Origin of the sequence: Streptomyces sp. NPDC013455 (assembly GCF_040632975.1) — a bacterium.
Classification (GTDB): domain Bacteria; phylum Actinomycetota; class Actinomycetes; order Streptomycetales; family Streptomycetaceae; genus Streptomyces.
The window spans coordinates 23,244-50,238 of the sequence record NZ_JBEYCX010000013.1 but is presented as its reverse complement, the minus strand read 5'-3'; the positions used below and the strand labels follow the sequence as shown (position 1 = coordinate 50,238).

Genomic DNA, 26,995 nt, shown 5'->3' with positions numbered 1-26,995 from the left:
GCACCCCCATGAGCAAGCCGCTGAAGCAGATCCACCTGGCCGCCCACTTCCCCGGCGTCAACAACACCACCGTGTGGAGCGACCCGGCCGCCGGCAGCCACATCGAGTTCAGCTCCTTCGCGCACTTCGCGCGGACCGCCGAACGCGCCAAGTTCGACTTCCTGTTCCTCGCCGAGGGACTCAGGCTGCGCGAACAGGGCGGCAAGATCTACGACCTGGACGTGGTCGGCCGCCCCGACACCTTCACCGTGCTGGCCGCGCTCGCCGCCGTCACCGACCGGCTCGGGCTGACCGGCACCATCAACTCCACGTTCAACGAGCCGTACGAGGTGGCCCGCCAGTTCGCCAGCCTCGACCACCTCTCCGGCGGCCGGTCCGCGTGGAACGTCGTCACCTCCTGGGACGCCTTCACCGGCGAGAACTTCCGCCGCGGCGGCTTCCTGCCGCAGGAGGAGCGCTACTCCCGCGCCCAGGAGTTCCTCGCCACCGCCAACGAACTGTTCGACTCCTGGCGCGGCGACGAGATCATCGCCGACCAGGCCACCGGCACCTTCCTCCGGGACGCCCGGGCCGGTGCCTTCGTGCACCGGGGGCGGCACTTCGACATCCACGGCCGGTTCAACGTCCCGCGCTCCCCGCAGGGCCGGCCGGTCGTCTTCCAGGCAGGCGACTCCGAGGAAGGCCGCGAGTTCGCCGCCTCCAGCGCCGACGCGATCTTCAGCCGGTACGCCACGCTGAAGGAAGGCCGGGCCTTCTACACGGACGTCAAGTCCCGTCTCGCCGCGTACGGCCGCCGCCCCGACCAGCTCCTCATCCTGCCCGCGGCCACCTTCGTCCTCGGCGACACCGACCAGGAGGCCGCCGAACTCGCCCACGAGGTCCGCCGGCAGCAGGTCAGCGGTGCCACCGCCATCAAGCACCTGGAGTTCGTCTGGAACCGCGACCTGTCGGCGTACGACCCGGAGGGACCGCTGCCCGACGTCGACCCGGTGGTCGCCGACGAGCACATCTCCCGGGGCCGCGCCCAGGTGCGGATGTACCGCGACCCGGTCGCCATCGCCCGCGAGTGGCGGCAGCTCGCCGAGGCGAACAAGTGGTCCATCCGCGACCTGGTCATCAACACCGGCAACCGGCAGACCTTCGTCGGCGCCCCGGCCACGGTCGCCCGGACCATCAACGAGTTCGTGCAGGCCGACGCCTCCGACGGCTTCATCCTCGTCCCGCACATCACCCCCGGCGGACTCGACGCGTTCGCCGACACGGTGGTGCCGCTGCTCCAGGAGCGGGGCGTCTTCCGCGCCGACTACGAGGGCACGACCCTCCGCGACCACCTGGGCCTCGCCCACCCCGACGCCGGCACCACGGCCGAGCGGGCCGCCTCGTGAACCGCCCCGCCCACCCCCTCGGCACGCACCCGCCGGACCCCGCCACCGGCGTGCCGGCCCGGCCCCGGCCGGCACCGGCTCCCGCCGGGCAACCGCCGCGGGCCACGCCCTGAGCGGGGCACGACGGCGTGGGCGTGGACGTCACCTCCCCCGTAGGTGACGTCCACGCCCGCTCCCCCGGTGCCGGACCGTGGTGCTGCGCCGTCCGTGTGCCGTCACCAGCACATGACCGCCGTCTCCCCCGACCCCCACGTGGAGTACAGGCGTATCCGGACGGCATAGCGGCGGCCCTTCACGAGCCGGACCCGGACGGCGGCGTTGTCCGGCGTGCCGCCGTCGTCCCGGCCGGCGAGGAAGCGCGGCTCCCCTCCGCGCTCCTCGAAGACCACCAGCACGGTGTCGGCGTCGCCGAAGGTGCCCACGGTGTAGTCGCGGGTCTCCGGCGGCTCGACGGTGAAATCGGCCTGCCCGCCCGGCCCGAGGCAGAGCGGCGCGGACCGGAACGGCACCAGCGCGTCCGGCGCGTCCGGCCGGGCGGGCGGGTACCAGCGGAGCACGAACTCCTTGTCGGCCGGGGAGAGGGTGCCGGGCGGGCGCAGCCCCCCGCGGTACTGCTCCGGCTCCAGCACCAGCCCCGGTCCGATGGGCAGCGTCATGACCGACTGCGGATCCCACACCGAGCCGTCCGCCTCACAGGCGTCCAGCCGGCGCAGGACGTTCGTGTCCGTCGTCTCCCGGCTCCAGAAGTTCGGCGGGCCCGCCAGCTCGGCGTACACGGCCTCGTCGTCCCAGTGGAGCCCGGCGTACGGGCTCTGGTGCTCGTGCACCATGCCGAGCGCGTGCCCGATCTGGTGCAGGACCGACCCGCGCTCCGCGGGCGCGGTCACGTCCCAGCCGAGGTTCATGGTGCGCTCGCCCCGGCCGACCGACAGCGCGTCCCGGCCGACCGCCGACCAGGACCCGGCACCGGACTGGAACCCGACCCGCAGCTCCGCCTCGTGACGGTCGCCGACCTCGGCGAAGGTGATGCCGATGCCGAGGTCCTGCCACTCGCGGAAGCATCCGCGGACCACGTCCCGCTGCTCCTCGCAGCCGGCCCACGGCACCCGGCGCAGCTCCCCGGTCCCGGGGACCGGGATGACCGAGGCGTCGGAGCGGGCGTCGAGGAAGCAGTAGTGCAGCACGGTGCCGTTGACCCACATCCGCCGCCCGGCGAGCAGCGCGCCCAGCCGCTCGGCCGTCAGTCCCGGTGCGGAGCACGGGACCGGCTGCCGCGGTAGCGAGCAGAGGCGTCGGGTCATGCGGCCAGCGTGCCCGCCCCCCGTGGCAGGACGCCTGAGTCGGGGGCTACTCAAGTCGCCCTGTATCAGATGTGAGTACGCGCGCTCATGATGGTGTGACGACTTACGAACAGGACGCGAAGACCCTGGAGCTGCCCTGGCCGTTCACCGGCCGGACGGACGAACTGGAGCTGGTGCGCGGCGCCCTGGCCGGCGGCCGCCCCGGCATCGTGGTCACCGGCCCGGCGGGCCACGGCAAGACCCGGCTGATCACGGAGGCCGTCCGGGGCACGGACCACGCCCGGGTGACCGGCACGCCCGAGGCCCGGGACCTGCCCCTCGCCGCCTTCGCGCACCTGCTCCCCGACACCGCCTCGCTGCACCGCGCGGTCCGGATCCTGTCCGGCCTGCGGCTCCTCGTCGTGGACGACGCCCAGCTGCTGGACGAGACCTCCGCCGCGCTGGTCCACCAGCTCGCCGTGCACGGGCGCACCCGCCTGGTCGTGGCCGTGGCGGACGGCGTGCCGGCCCCCGGCGCGGTCTCCCGGCTGTGGAGCGGCGAGCTGCTGCCCCGGCTGGCCCTCGATCCGCTGCCCCGCGAGGACACCGCCCAGCTGCTCGCCGGCGCCGGCCTGGAACCGCTCACCGTACGCCGGCTGTACCAGGCGTGCCGGGGCGACCTGCGGCTGCTGCGCGACCTGGTCACCGCGCTCACCGGGTCCGGCCGGCTGACCCCCGTCCCGGGCACCGGCGAGCGGGCCTGGCGCGGTGCGCTGCCGGTCACCCCGGCCGTCCGTGAGCGGCTCGCCCCCGTCCTGGAGCGGTCCGGCTCCGGCGAACGCGAGGTCCTCGAACGCCTCGCCTTCGCCGAGCCGCTGCCGCTGGCGCCGGACGGGCTGCCGCTGGACGTCCTGGAACGCCTGGAAGCGGACGGTCTGGTCCAGGCCGACGAACAGGGCGCGGTCACGCTCGCCCACCCCCTGCACGGAGCCGCGCTGCGCGCCACCACCGGCCGGCTGCGCGCCCGGCGCCTGGCCCGCCCCGCCGGGGCGCACCTGCCCGCCCTGGCCGCCGAACAGCGCGCACTGGAGCTGCGGATGGAGCGGCTCGACGTCCGTCCGGTGCCGGCACCGGTGGGGGAGTGGCTGGTCGCGGAGGGCGGAGTGCTGCCGGCCGGGTACGCCGCGGTCCGCGCCCGGTTCGCGCGCCTGCGGGGGGAGCTGCGGGAGGCGGCGGCCTGGGCCCGGGAGGGGCTGCGGGAGAACCCGGCGGACGCCGGATGCCGCACCGAACTCCGCGCGTCCCGAGGGGAACCGGACGACGAGGCCGAGCCGGACGGCGTCCACGCGCGCTACACCGCGGTACGTCTCGGCGCGCCCCAGCGGGCCGTCGGACTGCTGCCGGCCGGCAGTGTGTTCGCCCGGCACGCGGAGGCGCTGGCCCGCGGGGATGGGGCCGCGCTGGACCGGGCGGCGCAGGCCCTGGCCGAGCAGGGCTTCCTGCTGTACGCGGCGGAGGCCCACGCGCAGGCCGTACGGGCGCACCGCGATCCGCGGGCCGCGCGCCGCTCGCGGACCCGGGCGCTGGCGCTCGCCCGGCGCTGCGAGGGCGCCCGTACGCCCGCCCTGGCCGGACTGGTCCTCGGCGAACTCACCGTCCGCCAGCGGCAGATCGTCACGCTCGCGGCCGCGGGGCTGAGCAACCGCGAGATCGCCGAGCGGCTGACGCTGTCGGTACGGACCGTCGGCAACCACCTCTACAGCGCGTACACCCGGCTCGGCACGGGCGACCGGGGGGCGCTGCCCTGGCTGGTGGAGGTGCCCGAGCGGGAGACGGCCTAGGGGGCGTCTCGCCGATCATCCCGGGCTCCCGGCGCGGAGTGCTTGCGGCCAGGCAGCGGACGGGCCGTTCCTCCCGGCGCCGGCGATGCCCGACGGCTCGGTCGCACGGGTGGCGGCTGACGGGGTGTCGGGCCGCCGTGGTGGCGTGACCGACGGCTGAGCGGGTGGATGGCGGGGAACGTAGTCCTGTGACGGTAAGTTACAGAGGTTGACTCTTCGTGAATATCCGGGTGGGACTGACTGAGGAAGCTGACGATGTGGCCACTGGCCGGACAAGGTACCTCTCCTGGTCGCGACACAGGAGGCCGGATGCGGAGCGGCGCGGCATCACGGCGAACACCGGTGGTGAGGGCTGCCGTGGCGCTCGCCCTGGCGGGTGTGCTCTACAACAGCTGGGTGCTCGAGCTGGCGTTGCCCACCGGCATCGACCCGCGCCACGCGTACGTCAGCGAGCTCTACGCGGCGGGCCAGCCGTTCCGCGCGCTCTTCGGCACGGTCGAGGTCCTCTGCGCCGTGCTGGTGGGCGTGGGGGCATGGCGGACGCGCACGCTCGCGGCGGGCTCGCGCGCCGAGGCCGCAGGCTGGTGGGCGCTGGTGGCTTTCGCGGCATGGTCGGTTGCGGACGTGGCCGTGCCGATGGGGTGCGCGCCGTCCGTGGACGTCGGCTGCCGGGCCGTTCACCCCTGGCACACGGTGACCAGCGCGTTGGTCCACTTCAGCCTGTTCGCCTCCATGGGGCTGCTCATCGTGGCGGCCAGGACGGGGCGTGAAGGGCTGCGGCCGGTCCGGCGGTGGGGGCCGTGGCTGCTGGCCGGCGCCCTGGTGAGCGCGCTGTGCACGGTGGGTGCGCTGCTCGGTCTGCCCGGGTGGCATGGTGCGGCGCAGCGGGTTCACCTCCTCCTGGTCGGCGTGTGGCTCACGCTGCTGGCCGGATCGGGACGAGACAGGCCCGGGCGCGCGCTGCGGGCCGGCGAGCCTGCCGGCTGATGGCCGGTGTGCTGGAGGGACTCGCTGCCGCCTCCGCCGCCACCGTCTGTTTCGGCGTGGCATCGGTCGTCCAGGCCCGTGGTGCGCGTGCGGATCAGCACGGGCGGGGCCGTGGTCTGAGGCTGGCGGCCAGGCTGGTGCGGTCCTGGCCGTTCCTTGCCGGCGCGGGCCTGGACGTGGTCGGTTTCGCATTCAGTGTGCTCGCTCTTCGCAGTCTGGCGTTGTTCGTCGTACAGGCGGTGACCAACGCCAGCCTCGCCGTGACGGCCCTGGCGGCGGTCTGGCTGCTCGGCATCAGGATGCGCGCCCGGGACAGCGCGGCGGTCGCCACCGTGGTCGTCGGCCTCGTTCTGCTCGCCTTCGGGGCGGGGCGTGAGGGCGCTACGTCCGCAAGCCTGTCCTTCGACCTGGTGCTGCTGGCCGCACCGCTGGCCGCGCTGGCACTCACCGCGCTCGCCGCCCGCCTGCACGGCGACGGGGCAGCGGTGGTCCTCGGTGCCCTCTCCGGCATCGGATTCGGCGTCACCAGCCTGGCGGTCCGGGTGATGGACACCTCGAGCGCCGGAGCGCTCCTCACCGACGTGGCGACATACGCCCTGATCCTCGGGGGACTCGGCGGATACATCAGCTACGCACTGGCGCTGCACCACGGATCGGTGACCGCGGCAACCGCCTCCGGCACGCTGGTGGAGGTCTTCGTCCCCGGCCTGGTCGGCATTCTGCTCCTGCACGATGAACCCCGGGCCGGATACGGCTGGCTGGCCCTGACCGGGGTCGTCGTCGCGACCGCCGGCACCATCGCCCTCTCCCGATTCGGTGAGGTCCGCCCCTGACCAGCCCGCAGCCGCCCATCTCCCGGCCGGGCCGAGGCGGACCGGCCGGCGGCGCCGGCGTGCTGCGAACGACCGGCGGCCGGATGCGTCAGGCCGCGCCGAAGGCCGCGAACGCCCAGCCCGTCGCCTGGTGCACCGCGTCCCCGGGCAGGGACGCGCGGGCGTCGAGGAGGGCCTCGGCCAGGGAGAGACCCGCGTCCAGGCCCTTGTGCAGGGCGAGCATCAGCGGCACCACGGCCGCGTCGTTGACCGGCGCGCTGCTCGCCACCACGCCGGCCGTGCCCAGCGGCAGCAACGCCGTGACCAGCCCGAGGAGTTCGTCGGCGCCCACCGAGGCGAGGCGGGCCGTGTCGCAGCTGGACAGGATGATCCGGTACGGGCTGCGGGCCAGGCGCTCGAAGTCGTGCACGATCAGCGGGCCGTCGGCCATCCGCAGCGCGGAGAACAGCGGGCTGTCCGCGCGGAACGTGCCGTGCGCCGCGAGGTGCGCGAGGCCCGCGCCGTCCAGCTCCGCCAGCACCCGGGGGACCTGGGCGTCGTCGCCCTCCAGCACCGTCGCCGAGCCGTACCGGCCGGCCAGTTCGGGCACCTCGGCGCCGCCCGTCGCCAGCCCGGGGCCGCGCACCAGCACGGGCCGGCCGTCCGGCGGCGGCGCCGTCTCCCGGGCGCGCAGCCAGCTGCCCGCCGACGGCGACACGCTGAGCACCCGCTCCCGCAGCGCCGGCAGCAGCGCCCACGGCACCTGGTGCAGCGCCCCCGGGGGAACGATCACCACCGGGCCGGAGCCCAGCTGCGGTACCGCCCCGGCCAGCAGCAGCTCCTGGAGCCGCCGCCCGGCCGCCTCCACCAGCGGCAGCCGCGCCTCGGCCCCCGGGTGTGCGAGCCGGCGCAGCCCGGCCTGGACGTGCTGCGCCTCGGCGACCGCCTCCGCCAGCGGCCCGCCGACGAACCGCCGCACCTTCCCCCGCCCGCACAGCAGGACGTGCACCCGGCCGTCGACCACGGCCAGCTCCACCAGCCGTCCGTCACCCAGCCGGTCCAGCAGCCGGGTCACGTCGAACCGGTCCCCGGCGTCGGCGGCGGCCCCGCCCATGTGCCGGGTGCGGGAGCGGATCTCCCGCTCCAGGCGCCGCTGTTCGCGCTCCAGCGCCGGCACCGGGCGGCCCCCCATCCGGGCGGCCTCCGCGCGGGCCGCGATCTCCCGGTAGGCGGTCAGCCCGCTGAGCAGCGCCGGATCCTCGGGCGGACGGGTCGGCGGCGCGCACAGCACGGTCGCCCGCCACCGCTCGCTCCACCCCAGCAGCCGCCGCGGACTGCCCTGGGCGAGGCTCACCTCCTGCGCCAGCGCGGCCAGTTCGGCGCCCTGCGCGGTCGCGTGGGCGCGCAGCTCCGAGGCGCCCAGGGTCATCCGGTGGTCGTCCAGCACGTCCAGGCCACGCCGGCACGCCTCCAGCACCCCCCGCCGGGAACCGGCCGCCCGCGCCCGCAGCGCCTGTGCCACCCAGCCCGTCATCCGGGCCGGCGGCGGCCCGCCGTGCCGGCTGCGGGCCGCCACCGCCAGATGCCGTTCCGCGTCCGCCCGCCAGCCCAGCGCCAGCGCGATCCGGCCCGCCAGCAGCGCGGCCTGCGGCGCGGCCGGCGAGCCGAAGGCGGCCAGCCGCTCGGCGACCCGCGCCGCGTCCGCGACCATCCGCCCCGACCGGCGCCCGGCGGCCACCCGCGCCTCGATGAGGACCAGCCGGGCGTGCGTCTCCCACCAGCCGCGGCGCTGCGCGGCGAACAGCCGTACGGCGACGGCGGCGCGCGCGATGGCGGTGTGCGCGTCCCCGGCCGAGCGGGCGGCCCACGAGGCGGCGAGCAGCAGCTCGGCCTTCCGGGTGGACTGCCCGCCGATCCGGTCCAGCAGCGCGATCGCCGCGTCCGCCTCGGCCAGCGCCTCCGGGGCGAGCCCCGCCGCCATCAGCACCTCGCAGCGCCGGATCGACAGGTTGTACGTGGGGGTGCCCAGCTTGGCGTAGCGCTCCTCGGCCTCGTCCAGCAGCCGCAGCGCGGCCGGTATGTCCCCGGACCGGAACGCGGCCAGGCCCCGGCTCTCCACCGCGTCGGCCTTGTCGTGCTCCTGGCCGGTGGTGTCCCACAGCCGTTCCGCGGCCGTGAAGTCCGCGGCGGCCCGGTCCACCGCGCCCAGCGCCAGGTGCACGGTGGCCCGCAGGGTCAGCGCCCGTGCGGTCCAGATGTCGTCGGTGACCTGCCGCAGCACCGGCAGCGCCCGCCGTACGTCCTCCAGCGCCTCCCGGTGGTGCCCCAGCACCCACCACACGTAGGCCCGCCGGTACAGCACCCGCGCCCGGGTGTGCCCGCTGCCCCGGGCGACCCCGCGCTCGAAGGAGGCGAGGCCCTGCCGGGTGCGCCCCGCGTGCACCAGTGCGACCCCCAGCGTCGCGAGCACATCGGCCTCCCGGTCGGCCGACTCGGCGCGCGCGGCCAGGTCCCGGGCCCGCCGCAGATGCCGCAGCGCGATCCGCAGATCGCCGAAGTCCCGCTGCCAGATGCCGAGCACCTGGTGGGCGACGCTCGCGTGCACCGGCGACGGACCGGTTCGCAGGACGTGTTCCGCGCGTGCCCGCGCCTCGCCCGGATCGGCGAACACCATGGGCAGCAGTTCGAGAACCGACTCGCTTCCCGCTGTCACGTCTCGCATGGTAGTGGCCTGCTGTATCAGACGGTGACCCCACGGCTCTCACTGTCGAGCACCGTCTTGAGGGGGAGGACTCGACATGGCACCACAGCGATTCCACGAGCAGTTCCACCACATCCAGCGCGCGCTGCCGGACGTCCCGCTCACCATGGGACCGGACGACTCCGCCGGGCTCCTGTACGAGAAGGGGGTCGTCCTCGTCCGGGACGGCGAGGAGGCCCGGTTCGTCGAGGACACCGTGCGCACCCACTTCACCGAGACCGCCGGTCTCGTCCCCGACCACGTCCGCCGCCTCGGCCCGCAGGCGGGCCGCACCGGTTTCACCCGCATCCGGGTCGGTGACCCGGCGGAGGGCGAGGACACCGTGCCGCACGCCCTGGGCGCCGTGCGCGCGGCGGAGGGCCGCCAGGGCCGCCGGCTGGCCGGCCGCAACCACGTGATGCACATCGCGGTCAACGCCTGCCCCGGTGACGAGCCGGTGCCCGCCGCGCGCACCGAGCCCGCCAACCCGGCACCCGCCGAGGAGAGTTACGACCCGGCCGGCGCGGTCGCCGTCCTCGTGATCGACACCGGTCTGGTGCACGACCACCTCTCCTACCCGCTGCTCGCGCACACCACGGGCGACGCCCAGCTGACCGAGACCGACGGCGAGGGCGTGCTCCACCAGTACGTCGGCCACGGCACGTTCATCGCCGGCGTCCTCGCCGCCGTCGCGCCCAACACCGACATCACCGTCCGGGGCACGCTCAACGACGCCGGTGCCGTCCTGGAGTCCGACTTCGCCACCCGGCTCTTCGAGGCCGTCGACCGAGACGGCTGGCCGGACGTCATCAGCCTCTCCGCCGGCACCCCCAGCGAGCACACCGACGGCCTGATCGGCCTCGACGGGTTCATGGCCGAACTGCGCGACCAGCGCACCCTGCTGGTGGCCGCCGCCGGCAACAACGGCAGCGACGTGCCGTTCTGGCCCGCTGCCTACGCGTCCCTGCCCGAGTACGCCGACAGCGTGCTGTCGGTCGGCGCCCTGCGCTCCGACGGCGAGGCGGGGGCCTGCTTCACCAACCACGGCCCCTGGGTGCGCGTCCACGCCCCCGGGGAGCGCCTCATCAGCGCCCTGACCGGCTTCGCCGTCCCGGTGCCGTACGTCTACCAGCACTCCACCTACGACACCTGCCGGTTCGGTGCCGACTACGCCTGCACCTGCCAGTACCCGCGCCACACCGGTGTGCTGAGCGAGGGCCGCGAGCCGACCGGCGGCAAGCCGGACCAGGTCATGTTCGACGGTCTCGCGCAGTGGAGCGGCACCTCCTTCGCCACCCCGGTCGTCGCGGGACTCGTCGCCGCCCGGATGACGGCGCACGGGGAGCGTGACCCGCGCACGGCCGCTGCCCGGTTGCTCGCGGCCGCCACCGACCGGGTCGACGTGCGCGGGGCGCACGTCCCGGCGCTACGGCCGCCGACCTGGCGCCCCGTCCCGGCCGCGATCCCGGCTCTGCCCGCATGAGGGCCGGAACCCTCCGCTCCGCGGCGTACGATGACGTGCCGTACACAAGGGGTGGAGCCGTGGACCGAACAGAGGTCGGCGCGTTGGTCCAGTCCGCCGTCGACGGGGACGCCGCGGCCTGGAAGGCGCTTGTGGAAGGTATGAGTCCGCTGGTGTGGTCGGTGGTGCGCGCACACCGGCTGTCGGAGGCCGACGGGCACGAGGTCTTCCAGACCGTGTGGTTCCGCTTCGCTCAGCACCTGGGCCGGATCCGGGAACCCGACAAGGCCGGTTCCTGGCTGGCCAGTACGGCCCGGCACGAGTGCCTGAAAGTGCTCAAGAGCCTGGCGCGGCTGACCCTGACCGACGATCCGCGGGTGCTGGACCGGGCCAGCGAGGACCGCACGCCGGAAGAGACGCTGATCGAGTCGGAGGACGCGGCGGACCGGGCCGAGCGGCTGCGCCGGCTCTGGCAGGAGCTGGACGCACTGGGCGAGCGCTGCCGGCAGCTGCTGCGCGTGCTGATGGCCTCGCCCCCGCCCAGCTACGGGGAGATCTCGGCCGCGCTCGGTATCGCGGTCGGCAGTATCGGCCCGCTGCGCCAGCGCTGTCTGCGCCGGCTGCGGGCCCGGATGGACGCACGAGGTGCGGTGTGAACGGCGACGACAACCGGTTCCCGGAACCGGACGCGGACGACGGCGCGTTCGCGGACACGCTGCTGGAGGAGGAGCTGCGCCAGGCCGCGGCCGTCCTGGACCCGGTGCCCGCCGAGCTGCTCCAGACGGCCCTGGACGCCTTCGCGCTGCACGACCTGGAGGCCCGGCTCGCCGAGCTGACCTTCGACTCGCTCGTGGACGCGCTGCCGGTCCGCGGAGTCATGGACCCGCCCCGGATGCTGACGTTCCGCGCGGGCGAGGTGAGCGTCGACGTGGAGGTCACCCCGGACGGGCTGATCGGCCAGGTGCTGCCGCCCCAGTCGGCGCGGATCGAGGTGCTCGGCGGCCCGCAGACCGCCCGCCCGGTCACCGCCGACACCCTCGGCCGGTTCACCAGCGACATACCGCCGGCCGGCCCGTTCGCGCTGCGGCTGCGCACCGGCGCCGAGGTGATCGTCACGGAGTGGCTGCGCGCCTGAGTCCCCGCGGCGGGTGAGCGACCCGGCTCGCCCGCCCGGGCGCCGGCCACCGGACTCGCCACAGGGGGCACCGGTCGGGCCGGGACTTTCGCCGGACGGCTGCGAGTCGCCGGTCAGGCCGGGGGCGCTTCCGCCGGACGGCTACAGGGCGTCGATCAGGGCGGCCAGGGCGGTGGCGAGGCGTTCCAGGCCCGGCCCGGCCGGTCCGCCCGGCTCCGTCATGTAGGTGTCCCGGCGGATCTCCACCATCAGGGCGCCGACCCGGGCGTCCGTGCCGTGGAACTCCAGCGGTACGTACGTCCCGGCGAACGGGCTGTCCAGGCCAGTCCCCCCGCAGCCGGCGAACGCCACGCGGGCGGCCTCGGTCAGTTCCGGCGGGGTGTGGAAGGCGTCCGTGCCCAGGCACACCGGCGGGCGCGGCCCGGCGCCGTGCAGCTCGTAGGGGAGCGGCGCGGCCGGGTAGGAGTGCACGTCGATGACGACGGCCCGCCCGGTCGCGGCCAGCCGCCCGGCCACCGCCTGGGTCATGGCCGCCGCGTACGGCCGGAAGAAGCGGTCGAGCAGCGGCTCCGGGTCGGTGTCCGCGGGCCGCAGCTCGCGCCGGTGCGTGGTCCGCGTGTACACGGCGCCCATGCCGGCGGCCAGCATCTCCTCCCGCTCGTCCGGGAACCGCTCCGGGTCCACCACCAGCCGCGACAGCCGGTTCACGAACCGCCAGGGCCGCAGACCGGCCAGCGCGGCGGCCCGCTCGGCGAGCTCGGCGGTGTGCGCGTCGGTGATGTGGTCCAGCTCCCGCTCCAGCTCGGCGTCGTCCAGCACGATGCCGGCCCGCACCTCCCGCGGGACGGCCCGCGACGAGTGCGGCACGTGCAGCAGCACGGGCGAGTCGGCGGCGCCGGGGAGGAGTTCGAACGACGGGACGGTGGAGGTCACGGGCTGCTCCAGGGGCGTTGTCAGTGGCGTGGTGCACCATCGACGTGTCGGATCGGCAACGGGCCGGCCGGCACCGGGCGAGGGGCGGCGAGGGGTGGACACGGGCATGCCGATCGGCAACACCCAGGTGGCGGGGTACGCGTTCCTGGCGGCGCTGTACGAGGACGGCTACTACCCGGACCGGGCGCTGGACAAGGGCCGGGCGGTCCTGCTCGCCCTGTGCGAGCGCATCGAGGCGGAGCGGCCCGCGGATCTAGGGGCGCTGTACCGGCTGACGCATGCCGCCACCGAGGAGTTCAACGCGCTGGAGGAGGACTTCGAGGAGGCCGGCAGCGAGATCGAGACCGTGGCCCGCGAGGAGATAGCCGGCGATTTCCGGTTCGTCGCGCGGGCCTACGGCTTCCCGGACGCCGACGTGGAGGAACTGATCGCCCCCCGGGAGTGGTGAGCCGGTGAGCGCCGTACGGGGGGCCGTACGACGGCCCCGCCCCGGCCGGGCAGTGCCGACCGGGGCGGGGACCTCAGGGCCGTCGGGCCGCGGGCGTCAGCTCAGGGACGCGAGCGCCTCGTTCCAGGTGGCCGACGGGCGCATGATCGCGTCCGCCTTGGCCTTGTCGACCTGGTAGTAGCCGCCGATGTCGGCCGGCTTGCCCTGGACGGCGATCAGCTCGTCCACGATCTTCTGCTCGTTCGCGGCGAGCGTCTCGGCGAGCGGGGCGAACGCCTTGGCCAGGTCGGCGTCCTCGGTCTGCCCGGCCAGCTCCTGCGCCCAGTACAGGGAGAGGTAGAAGTGGCTGCCGCGGTTGTCGATGCCGCCGACGCGACGGGTCGGGGACTTGTCCTCGTTGAGGAAGGTCGCCGTGGCGCGGTCCAGGGTGTCGGCGAGCACCTTGGCACGGGCGTTGCCGGTGGCCTGCGCGTACTGCTCGAAGGACGGCACCAGGGCGAAGAACTCGCCGAGGGAGTCCCAGCGCAGGTAGTCCTCCTTGACCAGCTGCTGGACGTGCTTCGGCGCGGAGCCGCCGGCGCCCGTCTCGAACAGGCCGCCGCCCGCCATCAGTGGGACGACCGACAGCATCTTGGCGCTGGTGCCGAGCTCCAGGATGGGGAAGAGGTCGGTCAGGTAGTCGCGCAGCACGTTGCCGGTCACCGAGATGGTGTTCTCGCCGCGGCGGATGCGCTCCACCGACAGCTTGGTGGCCTCCACCGGGGACAGGATCCGGATGTCCAGGCCCTCGGTGTCGTGCTCCGGCAGGTACTGCCGGACCTTGGCGATCAGGTTGGCGTCGTGGGCGCGGCCCTCGTCCAGCCAGAACACGGCCGGGTCGCCGGTGGCGCGGGCGCGGGTGACGGCCAGCTTGACCCAGTCGCGGATCGGGGCGTCCTTGGTCTGGCAGGCGCGGAAGATGTCGCCCTGCCCGACCGGCTGCTCGATCAGGGCGTTGCCGGCCTGGTCGACCAGGCGGACCGTGCCCGCGGCCGGGATCTCGAAGGTCTTGTCGTGGGAGCCGTACTCCTCGGCCTTCTGCGCCATCAGGCCGACGTTCGGGACCGAGCCCATGGTCGAGGGGTCGTAGGCGCCGTTGGCCCGGCAGTCCTCGATGACGGCCTGGTAGACACCGGCGTAGGAGGAGTCCGGGATGACGGCGAGGGCGTCGTGCTCCTGGCCGTCCGGGCCCCACATGTGGCCGGAGGTGCGGATCATCGCCGGCATGGACGCGTCGATGATGACGTCCGACGGCACGTGCAGGTTGGTGATGCCCTTGTCGGAGTCCACCATGGCGAGGGCCGGGCCCTCGGCGATCTCGGCGTCGAAGGAGGCCTTGATCTCGGCGCCCTCGGGGAGGCTCTCCAGGCCCTTCAGGATGCCGCCGAGGCCGTCGTTCGGGGTGAGGCCGGCCGCCTTGAGGGTCTCGCCGTACTTCGCGAACGTCTTCGGGAAGAAGGCGCGCACCACGTGGCCGAAGATGATCGGGTCGGAGACCTTCATCATCGTGGCCTTCAGGTGCACGGAGAACAGGACGCCCTCCTCCTTGGCGCGGGCGACCTGCGCGGCGAGGAAGGCGTTCAGCTCGGCGACGCGCATGACGGACGCGTCGACGACCTCACCCTTCAGGACCGGCACGGACTCCTTCAGGACGGTGGTGGTGCCGTCCTCGCCGACCAGCTCGATCCGCAGCGCGCCGTCCTCGGCGATCACCACGGACTTCTCGGTGGAGCGGAAGTCGTTCTCGCCCATGGTCGCCACGTTGGTCTTGGACTCGGAGGTCCAGGCGCCCATGCGGTGCGGGTGGGTCTTGGCGTAGTTCTTCACCGAGGCCGGGGCACGGCGGTCGGAGTTGCCCTCGCGCAGCACCGGGTTGACGGCGGAGCCCTTGACCTTGTCGTAGCGGGCGCGGATCTCGCGCTCCTCGTCGGTCTTCGGGTCGTCGGGGTAGTCCGGCAGCGCGTAGCCCTTGCCCTGGAGCTCGGCGACGGCGGCCTTCAGCTGCGGGATGGACGCCGAGATGTTCGGCAGCTTGATGATGTTGGCCGCGGGGGTCTTGGCCAGCTCGCCCAGCTCGGTCAGCGCGTCGGGGATGCGCTGGTCCTCGTTCAGGTACTCCGGGAAGACGGCGATGATGCGCCCGGCCAGCGAGATGTCGCGGGTCGCCACGGACACACCGGCCTGCGAGGCGTACGCCTGGATCACCGGCAGGAACGAATGCGTCGCCAGGGCCGGGGCCTCGTCTGTGTAGGTGTAGATGATGGTCGAGTCAGTCACCGGGTGCTCCGCTCCACGTCTGCAACATTGCTCGACATCAAGATATCTCGTGATCGGGGTCGGCTCGACAGGGGTCCTGACCCGAAATCGCGCCGTCCTCCATCTCGCGCGCGATCCAGCGGCAGATCACGTCGACCACGTACACGTGTTCGGTGCGGGTGAGTGCGCGGCCCTTGGGGATGCCGTGCCAGCGCTGGAGGCAGGTACGGCAGCAGGTGGCGGTCGCGTGCTGGGCCACGAAGACCGGGTGACCGCGGTACGGCGTCTGCCGGCCGTCCTTGCGCGGCTCGGCCGGCGCCAGCCGCTGGGCGATCAGGTCGTAGGCGTGCCGGCGCAGGGTCGCCGGCCCTTTCAGCCCGGCCGTCGCCCGGTCCCGTCCGCGCAGGTGGAACCTCGCCCGGAACGGCTGGCGGGCGAGGGCGTCCAGCCGCTGGTCGAGCGCGCGGGGGCCGGCGGCGTCCGGCCCGGCGGACGGCTGCCCCGGCGAGGCGGGGGTGGGGGAGGAGGTCATGGCGCTGTCGAGCGTAGTCCGCGGGCGAGCCGTCCGCCGACACGGTGCGCGGGGGCGGCCGAGCGGGGATGCCGGCGGGGTCCGGCGGCGCGGTGGGCGGTTCGGGGTGACGCCGGTCAGGGCGCTGCGGCCGCTCGCTGCCAGGGGCCGGGGCCCGTGCCCCGGCGCCAGGCTTCCAGATCGTCGCCGTTCACGCAGACGATCCCGCACTGGAGCGCGTACTCGAGCGCGGGTGCCGTGAAGTCGCTCGTGGTGACCACCGCGGCGACATCGGCCTCGTGGATGGTGAAGCAGGTCCCGCCGAAGCGCTGCATGTCCTGCGAGCCGACCTTGTTGTCGTCGCAGTACTGCTTGCACTGGATGACCAGGCGCCGCCCGTCCGGGGTGACCGCCACGACGTCCGCGCCGAGGTCGCCGGCTCCGCCCACCACCTCCACGTCGCGGCAGTCGCCGCGGACGCACAGCTCCGCTATGGCCTGCTCGAAGGCGTCGGGATCCAGTTCGGCGTAGTCGGCCACCACGAGGGGCGAGGCGGGCTCGGTGACCGGTGCGGGGTCCGCGGACGGCTCGATCGGCGCGCCGGTCACCGCCGTCGCGGCGGCCGCCTCGTGCGGCGCCGGGACGCGGAGGCTGTCGGAGGCCCTGTCGGCGGCCTCCTCCAGGGCCAGGGCGGCCCGGCGCGCATATCTGGCGGCGGAGAACCGGCGCCACCTGGAACGGAACCTCAGTGCGGCGGCCAGGCCGAGCACCGTCAGCACACCGGCCCACAGCGGGCGGCGTTCGACCACGTCGGCGGCCGTACGCGCCAGGAACGCCAGGACGCACAGGATGATCGCGAGCAGCAGGAAGAACATCGCGGTGCTGCGCAGATCGAAGCGCCGGCGGCGCTCCGCCCGTCGAACCTGGCGCACGGGTATGGTCATGCCGGCCTCCTCCTGACAGCGACGAAGATCTCTGGCTACGCATGCCCAAGATCTCCGCCCGCTCCCACGGGTGTCCCCGCGCACCGCGACGCACCGCCCGCGCCACCGGCCGTGGCGTGGGCGGTGCGTCGCGATGCGCGCCTCCTCCTCCCGCGCCGTCCGCGGTCACCCGCGCCGAAGGGGGACCGGCGCGGTCCTCACGGGCGGCAGGGGCGGCGAGGCCGGGTCCGGCGGCCGCTACATGCAGACGCCGTTGCAGGGCTTCGTGTAGAGCGTGCCGCAGCCCCAGCTGCTGGCGTTGCAGTTGACCGGCCCGCACCTGTAGCAATACGCGTCGCTCATATTGCAGTTGCAGTCCGGCCTGCGCAGCTCGAGGCCGTCGTCCGGGCCGAGGCGGGCGAGGAGGGCGGCTGCCTCGGCGAGGCCGAATGCGCGGCGCGCTCGTTCCGCCAGAGCGTCCAGCTCGGCGCCGTGCCGACCGGGTTCGTCGAAGACCCTGGGAGTCAACTCCGTCAGGCCGGCCATCACCTGCTGTTGAGCGGCCGACAGCTTCGGGCGTGCACGGCGGTAGGCGGCGAAATGGTCCAGCCAGGCCCGCGACCGCTCCTCGGGCGTCAGCACCTGGAAGATCGCTCGTCGGTACGTGACCGGGTGACGGACGATCTCCGCGTAGGTCCGTGGCAGTGTGCCCATGTTCGCGCGTACCCAGGCGGCGGCCTTCGCGGGTTCCGAGGCCGTGGCGAAGGCGGGGGTCTGCCCGGCCGTCGACAGGCCGACCGCGGCGACGGCACCACCGACGAGGTGGAGGAACCTCTTGCGGCTGACGGGGCTCGCGCTCCCCGGCACACGGCCCTGGCCGCGGGTGACCTGTTCCCGCAGCGCGCCCAGCGCCTGCAGGACACGAACGGTCGAGCGCACACCGAGCCGGCGTGCGAGCGCCAGGGACAGCGCGGGCCCGGTCCAGGCCCGCACGTCCTCGCCGCGGACGCGGAGTAACGTCGGCTTCCAGTCCGGTTCGGGGCCCGGACAGCGTCGGCGCCACTCCTGCACCCGGGGGTGCGACAGCGGCAGTACCTCGAACTTGTCGTCGCTCGCTTCGGCCACGGTGGCGGACACGGCGGAACACGTACCGCACGATGCGTCGAAGGCGAGGACCCAGCGTTCCGTCGGGATGTGCTGCACGTGACTCACGGACCCTCCAGATGGCTGCGGGATGGTGAGGCGGAGCAGGCGACGCAGCGAGGGCCCCGGATCGGCATCCTTCCCCGCTGCTCGCCGGACCTGGACAGGAGGATGCCGCGAGGTCGGGGGCCCGGCAATGGGGACGGGCCGCCCGGCGCGGGTTTGACGGGTATTGGACGGCGCTGAAGCGGGCGACCTGTACGGACACCGGAACGCCGCCCGGCCGCGACGGCCGGAACGCCCCGGGCGCCATCGAGCCAGGCGCTCGCCCCGGGCGGTGGTGCGGCCTGGCCCGGTCGCGAACGGGCCACGTGCGCCCGCCCACCAGGCCGCACCACACCCGCCCGTCTGCCGCGCGAGGCGAAGTGCGTGGTCGGGCTGACCGGCGGCCCGGAGGGGCGGTTTCGGACAGGCCCTAGTCGACGACCGTCGCCCCGCCGACCACGTCCTCGCCACTCCGCTGCTGCGGGATCGTCACCGAGCCCGGCTGGAGGGAGACCGTGCGGGTGGGGGCCGGGATGCGGATGCCCTCCTGACGGTAGCGGCGGTGCAGGCGCTTGATGAACTCGTGTTTGACGCGGTACTGGTCGCTGAACTCGCCCACGCCGAGGATGACCGTGAAGCCGATGCGGGAGTCGCCGAAGGTGTGGAAGCGGATGGCCGGCTCGTGGTGCGGTACGGCGCCCGGGACGTCCGTCATGACCTCCGTGACCACCTCCGCGGTCACCCGCTCCACGTGCTCCAGGTCGGAGTCGTAGCTCACGCCGACCTGCACCAGCACGGTCAGCTCCTGCTCCGGGCGGGTGAAGTTGGTCATGTTCGCCTTGGCGAGCTGGCCGTTGGGGATGACCACCAGGTTGTTCGACAGCTGGCGGACCGTCGTCTGGCGCCAGTTGATGTCCACGACGTAGCCGTCCTCGCCGCTGCTCAGCCGGATGTAGTCACCCGGCTGGACCGTCTTGGAGGCGAGGATGTGGATGCCGGCGAAGAGGTTGGCGAGGGTGTCCTGGAGCGCCAGCGCGACGGCCAGGCCGCCCACGCCCAGGGCGGTGAGCAGGGGCGCTATGGAGATGCCGAGGGTCTGGAGGACGACCAGGAAGCCGATCGCCAGCACCAGGACGCGGGTGATGTTGACGAAGATGGTCGCCGAGCCCGCCACCCCCGAGCGGGACTGCGTGACCGTATGGACCAGGCCGGCGACCACGCGGGCCGCGGAGAACGTCACCACGACGATCAGCCAGACCTGGAGCACCTGGTCGACATGGTCCTGGACGGACCGGGTGAGCGGCAGCACGGCCGCCGCCACCGCCGCGCCGCCCGCGATCGCCGCCCAGGGGACGACCGAGCGCAGCGCGTCCACGACGACGTCGTCACCGCTCCAGCGGGTCCGCTTGGCGTGCTTGGCGAGCCAGCGCAGCAGCGTGCGCGACATGAAGGCGAGCACCAGGCCCGCCGCCAGGGCGATGCCGGCGACGACGAGGTCGTCCAGGGTCAGCGCGCGGTTCACCGGTCACCTCCGGGGCGCGGAGCCGCTGCGGGGAAGCGGTTGTGAGGTCTCGTCACGATGTCACCTGCTCGATGTCCGGGATGTGCGACCGCGCCGGCCGACGGAACTCCGGTGGCCGGCGCGCTCGTTCATCCTGCCGTATCCGGCGCACCAGTTCGTACCGGGACCGGTGCTCTTCGAGCGGGGCTCAGACGATGCCCTCCGCGAGTTCCGCCTGGTCACGGTCGCTGCCGTACGCGGCGGTGGTGGGCGTGCCGTACGACCGGCGGGCGACGTACCACCAGACGCTGGCGAGGACCAGGACCACGGCGAGGGCGACGGAGGCGTAGTTCATCGTGTCGACCGTGACCGGAGACGCCTGCGGCAGGCAGAACAGGACGGTCACGCACGCCACCCACACGACCGCGATCCAGCCGATCGGTCTGCTCCAGCGGCCCAGTTGCCACGGCCCCGGCTGGAACCGGTCCCCGGCGCGCAGCCGCAGGAACACCGGGATGGCGTAGGCGGGGGTGATGCCGATGACGTTGATGGCGGTCACCGCGTTGTAGGCCGTGGCCGAGTACAGCGACGGCAGGGCGAGCACGCAGGCCACGACGACGGACAGCCAGACGGCGGCGACCGGCGTCTGGGTGCGGCCGCTCACCTTGCGCCACAGGTGCGAGCCGGGCAGCGCCCCGTCCCGGCTGAACGCGAACACCATCCGGCTGGCCGCGGCGACCTCGGCGTTGCCGCAGAACAGCTGGGCGATGATGACGACGAGCAGCAGCGCGCTTGCGCCGTCGGTGCCGAGGCCGTCGAGCAGGATCTGAGCGGGCGGCACGCCGGTCTCGGTGGTGCGCGTGCCGTCGTAGTCCTGGATGGCGAAGGTCAGTCCGGCCAGCAGCACGAAACCGGCGAGCCAGGACACCCAGATGGCGCGGACGATGCCGCGGGAGGCGGCCACCGAGGCGTGCGAGGTCTCCTCCGACAGGTGGGCGGAGGCGTCGTAGCCGGAGAAGGTGTACTGCGCGAGCAGCAGGCCGATCGCGGCGACGTACAGCGGGTTGTCCCAGCCGGTCCCGTTGACGAACTCGGTGAACACGAAGGACGGCGACTGGTGGTGGTCCGGGACGATCGCCAGCGCGCCGACGATCAGGGCGACGCCCGCCAGGTGCCACCACACGCTGATCGAGTTGAGCAGGCTGACCAGGCGGACACCGAACAGGTTCAGCACCGCGTGCAGCAGCAGGATGGCGCAGAAGATGAGCATCGTCTTGCCGGGGGTGGGTTCGAAGCCCCACTGGAGGTTGGCGAACGCGCCGGTGAACAGGGCGGCGCCGTAGTCGATACCGGCGATCGCGCCGAGCAGCCCGAGCAGGTTCAGCCAGCCGGTGTACCAGCCCCAGCGCCGGCCGCCGAGCCGGTCGGCCATGTAGTACAGGGCGCCCGAGGTCGGATAGGCGCTGGTGACCTCGGCGAGCGCGAGACCGACGCACAGCACGAACAGGCCGACTCCGGCCCAGCCCCACAGCATCACGGCGGGGCCCCCGGTGTTCAGGCCGAAGCCGTACAGGGTCATGCAGCCGGACAGGATCGAGATCACCGAGAAGCTGATGGCGAAGTTGCCGAACCCGCCCATGCGGCGGGCCAGCACGGGCCGGTAGCCGAGTTCGCGCAGACGCTGCTCCTCGTCCTGCTGCGGCAGGCCGGGGGAGAGGGTGGGCGACGGATCGGGGGTGGGGGACACGCGGGGACCTCCGGAGGATCATCAACGGGTGGGTCGAACGGGGACGTTCGGGGTGGAGCCGAGGAGTGTTCCGGGTGGTGCTGGTGGTGCTGGTGGTGTTCTTTCGCGGCAGTGGTGGTGCCGTGGTGCGGGCGGTGCAGGTGGTGTTGCGGGTGGTGCGAAGAGGCGTTACCGGCGGTGCGGGTGGTGTGTCCGGTGGTGCGGAGGAACGATCCTGGCGGTACGCAGGGTGTTCCAGGTGGTGCGGTGAAACGCTTCGGCGGGTTGTAAAACGCTTCGGCGGGTGGCCAGGAGTGTCACGGCCGGTACGGAGGAGCGTCCTCGGGGGAGAGGGGCGCGGGGCGTCCCCGGGTCGGTGCCGGGCCCGGTCAGGGGCCGGAGCCGTCCGTCGCGGCCCGGCAGCGGTCCCTGGCCTGGACGAAGACCTCCACCGCACGGTCCCGGTCCGGGGTGCGGTACATCCAGGGCGGGGGCGTGAAGTAGGGGCCGATCGCCTCGAACACCCGCGCCGCGTCCGGGAACTGGAGGGACCCCCACAGCGCGTGGGCCAGGTGGTTGAGATCGATCACCGAGCGCTCGCCCGGCTCGGTCGGCTCGAACCAGGAGTGCAGTGCCCGGCGCGCCTCGCGGGCCGCCTCCTCCACCACCCAGTGCAGGTCGAGGGCCGCGTCGTGACCGCTGTCCCGGCGGTAGCGCTCCACCCGGACGTACAGCGGCAGCAGGTGCAGCGCCGAACCGGGCGGGGCCTGGCCGGCGGCCCACTGCGCGTACCCGGCGGCCTCCGCGAGCCGGCCCGAATTGCCGCGCACGTACAGGAACTGCAGCATCCGGTGGTGGGCCTCGCGGTTGAACGGATCGCGCCTGCCGGCCTCCGCCAGCAGCCCCCAGGGGCCCGGCGGCAGCATCGGTTCCGGCGCGCGGGCCCGGTGCTCCTCCCAGCGCTGTTCGGGATCGAGCTGGGCCAGCGCCAGCAGGCACACCCAGGGCACCGGGTCCTGCGGGGCGGCCGCGGTGGCGGACTGGGCGGCGTCCCACGCCTCGATCCACAACTCGTGGGTACGGCGGTGCCGTTCGCGCCGCGCCCGCAGCGCGCGCTCCACACCGACCCGGGCGTGCATCACCGTCGCGTGGATGCTGCCGGGCTCCTCGGCCAGCCAGGCCCGCACCACGTCGGTGCCGGCCGCGGCCGCCGCCAGCACCTGGGTGCGCTGGGTCCACCGAGACCACTGCGTGGTCTCCGCGAGCAGGGTGCGCATGGCCATCCAGCGGCCGGTGCGCAGGTCCTGGAGCGCGCTGCGCAGCGCCTGGTCGGGGCCGGCGGGGTCGTAGGAGGGGCGGGCTCCGTCTCTGACCATCAGCCGCCGGCCCCCGTCCTCCGGCGTACGGACGAGGTGGCGGGGTGACGTTGCAACAGCCCTCCCCTGGGCGGTGATGGAGATGTCTCGGGTGGTCGGCGGTCACTATAGAGGGGCGGGTACCGAGGTACCATTGTTGCCAAGTCAACCATTGTGCAAGGCCAGTTGCCCGCGGTCGGTCACGGAGCGGAAGAGCTTGACTCCGGGCCGGTACGGCGGCAGGCTGGCGCGGTGATCTTCACGGCCGCAGCGGAGGACGCGCGATGACGGGGCCGGTGCTCGCCGTCGACCAGGGCACGTCCGGCACCAAAGCCCTCGTGGTCTGCCCGGAACGCGGCGTCCTCGGCACCGGTTTCGCCGAGGTGCGCCCCCGGTACCTGCCCGGCGGCCTGGTCGAGGTGGACCCGGCGGAGCTGTACGACTCGGTGGTCGACGCCGGCCGGCGCGCGCTGGCCGAGGCCGGCGAGGACGTCGTGGCGCTCGGCCTCGCCAACCAGGGCGAGACCGTCCTCGCCTGGGACCCGGCCACCGGCCGCCCGCTGACCGACGCCCTGGTGTGGCAGGACCGGCGCGCGGAGACGGTCTGCGCGGAACTCGCCGGGCACGCCGAGGAGCTGCGGCAGCTGACCGGCCTGCCCCTCGATCCGTATTTCGCCGCGCCGAAAATGGCCTGGATCCGCCGGTACCTCACCCGTGAAGGCGTCGTCACCACCTCCGACGCGTGGCTGGTCCACCGCCTCACCGGCGCCTACGCCACCGACGCCGCCACCGCCGGCCGCACCCAGCTGCTGGACCTGGACCGCGTCGAATGGTCCGCCCGCGCCCTCGACCTCTACGGCCTGGCCGGCGAACGCCTGCCCGAGGTCACCGACGCGGCCCAGCCGGTGGGCACCACCACGGCGTTCGGCCCGGAGATCCCGCTCACCGGACTGATCGTCGACCAGCAGGCCGCCCTCCTCGCCCAGCGCGTCACCGCGCCCGGCTCCGCCAAGTGCACCTACGGCACCGGCGCGTTCCTGCTCGCGCACACCGGCCCGAGCCCCCGGCGCGGCGGCTCGGGCCTGGTCAGCTGCGTGGCCTGGCGGCTCGCCGGAGAGACCGGCTACTGCCTGGACGGCCAGGTCTACACGGCCGCCTCCGCCGTCCGCTGGCTCACCGGCCTCGGTGTCATCTCCTCCGCCGCCGACCTGGACCCGGTCGGCGGCAGCGTCCCCGACAGCGGCGGGGTCACCTTCGTCCCGGCCCTCGCCGGACTCGCCGCCCCCTGGTGGCGCGGCGACCTGCGCGGCTCCCTCACCGGACTCGGCCTGGACACCACCGCGGGACACCTGGTGCGCGCCCTGTGCGAGGGCATCGCCGCCCAGGTCGCCGAACTCGCCGACGCCGCCGCCGGCGACCTGGGCGCACCCCTGGACACGCTCCGCGTCGACGGCGGCCTCACCCGCTCCGCGCTGCTCATGCAGACCCAGGCCGACCTGCTCCAGCGCCCCGTGGAGGTGTCCGCGCTGCCCGACGCCACCGCGCTCGGCGCCGCCGTCCTCGCCCGCCTCGGCGCGCACCCCGGGCTGAGCGTCGAGGACGCCCTGCCCGACTGGAAACCGGCCGCCGTGTACGAGCCCCGCCTCCCGGCCGACCTGGCCGCCGAACGCCGCGCCGGATTCCGGGCCGCCGTCGCGGACCTCCTCCGCCCGTGACGGTCACCGCGGACGGCCCGCTGCCGGCACGGACGTACGACGTGGCCGTCGTCGGCGCCGGTGTCGTCGGCTGCGCCGTCGCCCGTGAACTCGCCCGCCACCCGCGGCTCGACATCGCCCTGGTCGAGGCACAGGACGACGTCGGCCAGGGCACCTCCAAGGCCAACACCGCCATCCTGCACACCGGTTTCGACGCCCCCCCCGGCACCCTGGAGGCCCGGCTGGTCCGCGAGGGGTACGCACGGCTCGGCGCCTACGCCGCCGAGACCGGCATCCCCGTCGAACGCGTCGGCGCCCTGCTGGTCGCCTGGGACGAGGAGCAGCGCGCCGCGCTGCCCCGGCTCGCCGAGAAGGCCGGGCGCAACGGCTGCCACGACACCCGGCTCCTCGGCCCGGACGAGCTGTACGCCCGCGAGCCCGGCCTCGGCCCCGGCGCGCTCGGCGCCCTGCACGTCCCCGGCGAGAGCATCATCTGCCCCTGGACGACGACCCTCGCCTACGCCACCCAGGCGGTCCGCGCCGGAGCCGACCTGCACCTGAACACCGCCGTACGCGGGACGACGTGGGCGGACGGACACCGGCTGACCACCTCCCGGGGCGTCCTGCGCGCCCGCCACCTGGTCAACGCGGCCGGACTGCACGCCGACACCCTCGACCGCGCCCTCGGCCACCGGGACTTCACCGTCACCCCGCGCCGCGGCCAGCTCCTGGTCTACGACAAGCTCGCCCGCCCCCTCGTACGGCACATCCTGCTGCCGGTGCCCACCGCCCTCGGCAAGGGCGTCCTGGTGGCACCCACCGTCTACGGCAACGTCCTGCTCGGGCCCACCGCCGAGGACCTGCCCGACAAACGGGCCACCGGATCCACCGCCGAGGGGCTGGCCGCGCTGCGCGACAAGGGCCGGCGCATCCTGCCGGCCCTCCTGGACGAGGAGGTCACCGCCGTCTACGCCGGGCTGCGCGCCGCCACCGAGCACGAGGACTACCGCATCACCGCGCACCCCGAGCAGGCCTGCGTCACCGTCGGCGGCATCCGCTCCACCGGCCTCACCGCCTCCCTGGCCATCGCCGCCCACGTCGTCCGGCTGCTGGCCGGCACCGGGCTCGACCCCGGACCGGTGCGGGAGCCGGAGCCGGTGGCCATGCCGAACCTCGGCGAGGCGTTCCCGCGCCCCTACCAGCGGCCCGACCTCATCGCCGCCGACCCCGAGTACGGCACGCTCGTCTGCCACTGCGAGCGCGTCTCCCGCGGGGAGATCCGCGACGCCCTCGCGAGCACGGTCCCGCCCCGCACCCTGGAGGGCCTGCGCCGCCGTACCCGCGCCCGGGCGGGCCGCTGCCAGGGGTTCTACTGCGGTGCCGCGGTACGGCGGCTGTTCGAGCAGGAGTCGTCCGCGGGGGGCCGGGCATGACCGGGACGCGCCACGTCGACGTACTCGTGGTCGGCGCCGGGCCCGCCGGGCTCGCCGCCGCCGCGCGGCTGGCCGCCGCCGGTGCCGGGCGCGTGGAGGTGCTGGAGCGCGAGGCCGAGCCCGGCGGAGTGCCCCGGCACTGCGCGCACGGCGGGTTCGGCACCCGGACCCGCCCGCTGACCGGCCCCCGCTACGCCCGCCTGCTCACGCGGGCCGCCGAGCGGGCCGGCGCGGCACTGCGCACCGGGGTGACGGCACTGGACTGGGCGCCGGCGGGCGGCGTCCTCAGCGCCGTGGGGCCCGGCGGGCCGGAGACCATCGAGGCGCGGGCGGTCATCCTCGCCACCGGTGCCCGCGAGCGCCCGCGCAGCGCCCGGCTCGTCCCCGGCACCCGCCCCGCCGGTGTCTACACCACCGGTGAACTCCAGCAGGCGGTCCACCTGTTCGGGCAGCACATCGGCACCCGCGCGGTCGTCGTCGGCGCCGCGGACGTCTCCTACGCGGCGGCCGGCACCGTCCGCGCGGCCGGCGCCCGGGTCGTCGCCCTGGTCACGGAACACCCGCGCGCCCAGACCGGCCGCGCCCGCGCCCAGGCGGCCCGGCTGTGCCACGGCGTCCCGCTGCTCACCGGCACCACCGTCACCGAACTCCTCGGCCACGGACGGCTGTCCGGCGTCCGCGTCCGCCACCACGACGGCCGTACGGCCGTACTGCCCTGTGACACCGTGGTGTTCACCGGCGACTTCGTCCCCGAGCACGAACTGGCCCGGCGGGGCGGGCTCGTCCTGGACCCGGGCACCCGCGGCCCCGCCGTCGGCGCCGCCCTGCACACCTCGCGCCCCGGTGTCTTCGCCGCCGGCAACGTCCTGCACGCCGTGGAGCCCGCCGGCACCGCGGCCCGCGAGGGCGTCAGGGTGGCCGGAGCCGTCCTGGACTTCCTGGCGGGCGCGCCCTGGCCGGAGCCGGGCGTGCCGGTGGCGGTCGAGGCGCCGCTGCGCTGGATCGCCCCGAACCGCGTCACCCCGGCCGCCGGTCCGGTCCGCCACCACGTGCTGCGCACCGCCGTCCCGCTGCCCCGCCCGGTCCTGTACGTCCGCCAGGACGGCCGTCTGCTGCACCGCGAGCGGCTCACCACCGGCACCGCCCTGCCCGACCGCACCCTGACCCTCACCACCCGCTGGCACGACCGTGTCGACCCCGGGGGCGGACGGGTCCGGGTGAGCACCGGCTGAGACCGCCCCGGGGCGGACGGGCACGCGTGAGCTCCGGTCGGGGCCGGCCGCGGCGGCGGACGGGCACGCGTGAGCTCCGGCCGGGGCCGGCCGCGGCGGCGGACGGGTCGCGTG

The 26,995-nt window shown here is 74.6% G+C and carries 21 protein-coding genes; 11 read left to right on the top strand and 10 right to left on the bottom strand.

The window, feature by feature from the left end; all coding sequences use genetic code 11:
* Positions 1–8 precede the first annotated feature (8 nt).
* Complete coding sequence (locus tag ABZ576_RS21320; RefSeq protein ID WP_360742816.1) at positions 9–1,385, top strand: NtaA/DmoA family FMN-dependent monooxygenase; 1,377 nt, start codon at positions 9–11, stop codon at positions 1,383–1,385.
* A gap of 215 nt (positions 1,386–1,600) precedes the next feature.
* Here the strand turns inward: ABZ576_RS21320 and ABZ576_RS21315 are convergent, their stop codons facing one another.
* Positions 1,601–2,686, bottom strand: a complete 1,086-nt coding sequence (locus ABZ576_RS21315) for a M12 family metallopeptidase (protein ID WP_360742813.1) — start codon at positions 2,684–2,686, stop codon at positions 1,601–1,603.
* Positions 2,687–2,781: 95 nt separating this feature from the next.
* On the opposite strand from ABZ576_RS21315, the gene ABZ576_RS21310 reads away from it, so the two are divergent.
* The 3 genes from ABZ576_RS21310 to ABZ576_RS21300 all read left to right on the top strand — a co-directional run bounded on the left by ABZ576_RS21310 (position 2,782) and on the right by ABZ576_RS21300 (position 6,326).
* Positions 2,782–4,506: a LuxR C-terminal-related transcriptional regulator gene (locus ABZ576_RS21310; protein WP_360742810.1), complete on the top strand. Its 1,725-nt coding sequence runs from the start codon at positions 2,782–2,784 to the stop codon at positions 4,504–4,506.
* Positions 4,507–4,863: 357 nt separating this feature from the next.
* Positions 4,864–5,493 carry a DUF998 domain-containing protein gene (locus tag ABZ576_RS21305; protein WP_360742807.1) on the top strand — a complete coding sequence of 210 codons (630 nt, stop codon included), beginning with the start codon at positions 4,864–4,866 and terminating at the stop codon, positions 5,491–5,493.
* Entirely contained in the window at positions 5,493–6,326 is an 834-nt protein-coding gene (locus tag ABZ576_RS21300) for a hypothetical protein (protein ID WP_360742804.1), read from the top strand. The genes ABZ576_RS21305 and ABZ576_RS21300 overlap by 1 nt, the downstream gene beginning before the upstream one ends.
* Positions 6,327–6,414: 88 nt before the next feature.
* Here the strand turns inward: ABZ576_RS21300 and ABZ576_RS21295 are convergent, their stop codons facing one another.
* Entirely contained in the window at positions 6,415–9,027 is a 2,613-nt protein-coding gene (locus ABZ576_RS21295; RefSeq protein ID WP_360742801.1) for a CHAT domain-containing tetratricopeptide repeat protein, read from the bottom strand.
* Positions 9,028–9,103: 76 nt separating this feature from the next.
* Here ABZ576_RS21295 and ABZ576_RS21290 point away from each other — a divergent pair, with 76 nt between their 5' ends.
* Genes ABZ576_RS21290 through ABZ576_RS21280 form a run of 3 tightly spaced genes read left to right on the top strand, consistent with a single transcriptional unit; the run spans position 9,104 to position 11,642 of the window.
* Complete coding sequence (locus ABZ576_RS21290) at positions 9,104–10,528, top strand: S8/S53 family peptidase (protein WP_360742798.1); 1,425 nt, start codon at positions 9,104–9,106, stop codon at positions 10,526–10,528.
* Positions 10,525–11,163, top strand: a complete 639-nt coding sequence (locus tag ABZ576_RS21285; RefSeq protein ID WP_360742795.1) for a sigma-70 family RNA polymerase sigma factor — start codon at positions 10,525–10,527, stop codon at positions 11,161–11,163. Before ABZ576_RS21290 ends, ABZ576_RS21285 begins: the two co-directional genes overlap by 4 nt.
* A 59-nt stretch (positions 11,164–11,222) precedes the next feature.
* Positions 11,223–11,642, top strand: coding sequence for a hypothetical protein (locus ABZ576_RS21280; RefSeq protein WP_360743363.1), 420 nt, complete (start codon positions 11,223–11,225; stop codon positions 11,640–11,642).
* 141 nt (positions 11,643–11,783) lie between these two features.
* On the opposite strand, the gene ABZ576_RS21275 is transcribed toward ABZ576_RS21280, so the two are convergent.
* Entirely contained in the window at positions 11,784–12,575 is a 792-nt protein-coding gene (locus ABZ576_RS21275; RefSeq protein ID WP_360742792.1) for an N-formylglutamate amidohydrolase, read from the bottom strand.
* Between the two features lie 106 nt (positions 12,576–12,681).
* On the opposite strand from ABZ576_RS21275, the gene ABZ576_RS21270 reads away from it, so the two are divergent.
* A complete protein-coding gene (locus ABZ576_RS21270) occupies positions 12,682–13,023 on the top strand; it encodes a DUF5713 family protein (RefSeq protein ID WP_360742789.1) in 342 nt (113 codons plus the stop codon).
* Positions 13,024–13,119: 96 nt separating this feature from the next.
* Here the strand turns inward: ABZ576_RS21270 and ABZ576_RS21265 are convergent, their stop codons facing one another.
* The 7 genes from ABZ576_RS21265 to ABZ576_RS21235 all read right to left on the bottom strand — a co-directional run bounded on the left by ABZ576_RS21265 (position 13,120) and on the right by ABZ576_RS21235 (position 22,543).
* On the bottom strand, positions 13,120–15,339 hold the full coding sequence (locus tag ABZ576_RS21265; RefSeq protein ID WP_360742786.1) for an NADP-dependent isocitrate dehydrogenase: 2,220 nt from the start codon (positions 15,337–15,339) through the stop codon (positions 13,120–13,122).
* Positions 15,340–15,376: 37 nt separating this feature from the next.
* A complete protein-coding gene (locus ABZ576_RS21260) occupies positions 15,377–15,850 on the bottom strand; it encodes a DUF4186 domain-containing protein (protein WP_360742783.1) in 474 nt (157 codons plus the stop codon).
* Positions 15,851–15,966: 116 nt separating this feature from the next.
* Positions 15,967–16,773 carry a restriction endonuclease gene (locus ABZ576_RS21255; RefSeq protein WP_360742780.1) on the bottom strand — a complete coding sequence of 269 codons (807 nt, stop codon included), beginning with the start codon at positions 16,771–16,773 and terminating at the stop codon, positions 15,967–15,969.
* Positions 16,774–17,010: 237 nt separating this feature from the next.
* Positions 17,011–17,964, bottom strand: a complete 954-nt coding sequence (locus ABZ576_RS21250; protein ID WP_360742777.1) for a bacteriocin fulvocin C-related protein — start codon at positions 17,962–17,964, stop codon at positions 17,011–17,013.
* Between the two features lie 406 nt (positions 17,965–18,370).
* Complete coding sequence (locus ABZ576_RS21245) at positions 18,371–19,462, bottom strand: mechanosensitive ion channel family protein (protein ID WP_360742774.1); 1,092 nt, start codon at positions 19,460–19,462, stop codon at positions 18,371–18,373.
* A 187-nt stretch (positions 19,463–19,649) separates the two neighbouring features.
* Complete coding sequence (locus tag ABZ576_RS21240; RefSeq protein ID WP_360742771.1) at positions 19,650–21,188, bottom strand: amino acid permease; 1,539 nt, start codon at positions 21,186–21,188, stop codon at positions 19,650–19,652.
* Between the two features lie 368 nt (positions 21,189–21,556).
* The gene (locus ABZ576_RS21235) at positions 21,557–22,543 is read right to left on the bottom strand and encodes a hypothetical protein (protein WP_360742768.1); all 987 of its coding nucleotides are present in this window, start codon (positions 22,541–22,543) and stop codon (positions 21,557–21,559) included.
* A 263-nt stretch (positions 22,544–22,806) separates the two neighbouring features.
* Here ABZ576_RS21235 and ABZ576_RS21230 point away from each other — a divergent pair, with 263 nt between their 5' ends.
* Genes ABZ576_RS21230 through ABZ576_RS21220 form a run of 3 tightly spaced genes read left to right on the top strand, consistent with a single transcriptional unit; the run spans position 22,807 to position 26,881 of the window.
* On the top strand, positions 22,807–24,237 hold the full coding sequence (locus ABZ576_RS21230; protein ID WP_360742766.1) for an FGGY family carbohydrate kinase: 1,431 nt from the start codon (positions 22,807–22,809) through the stop codon (positions 24,235–24,237).
* Positions 24,234–25,649 carry an FAD-dependent oxidoreductase gene (locus ABZ576_RS21225; RefSeq protein WP_360742763.1) on the top strand — a complete coding sequence of 472 codons (1,416 nt, stop codon included), beginning with the start codon at positions 24,234–24,236 and terminating at the stop codon, positions 25,647–25,649. The genes ABZ576_RS21230 and ABZ576_RS21225 overlap by 4 nt, the downstream gene beginning before the upstream one ends.
* The gene (locus ABZ576_RS21220) at positions 25,646–26,881 is read left to right on the top strand and encodes an FAD-dependent oxidoreductase (RefSeq protein WP_360742760.1); all 1,236 of its coding nucleotides are present in this window, start codon (positions 25,646–25,648) and stop codon (positions 26,879–26,881) included. The genes ABZ576_RS21225 and ABZ576_RS21220 overlap by 4 nt, the downstream gene beginning before the upstream one ends.
* The last annotated feature ends 114 nt before the right edge of the window (positions 26,882–26,995 follow it).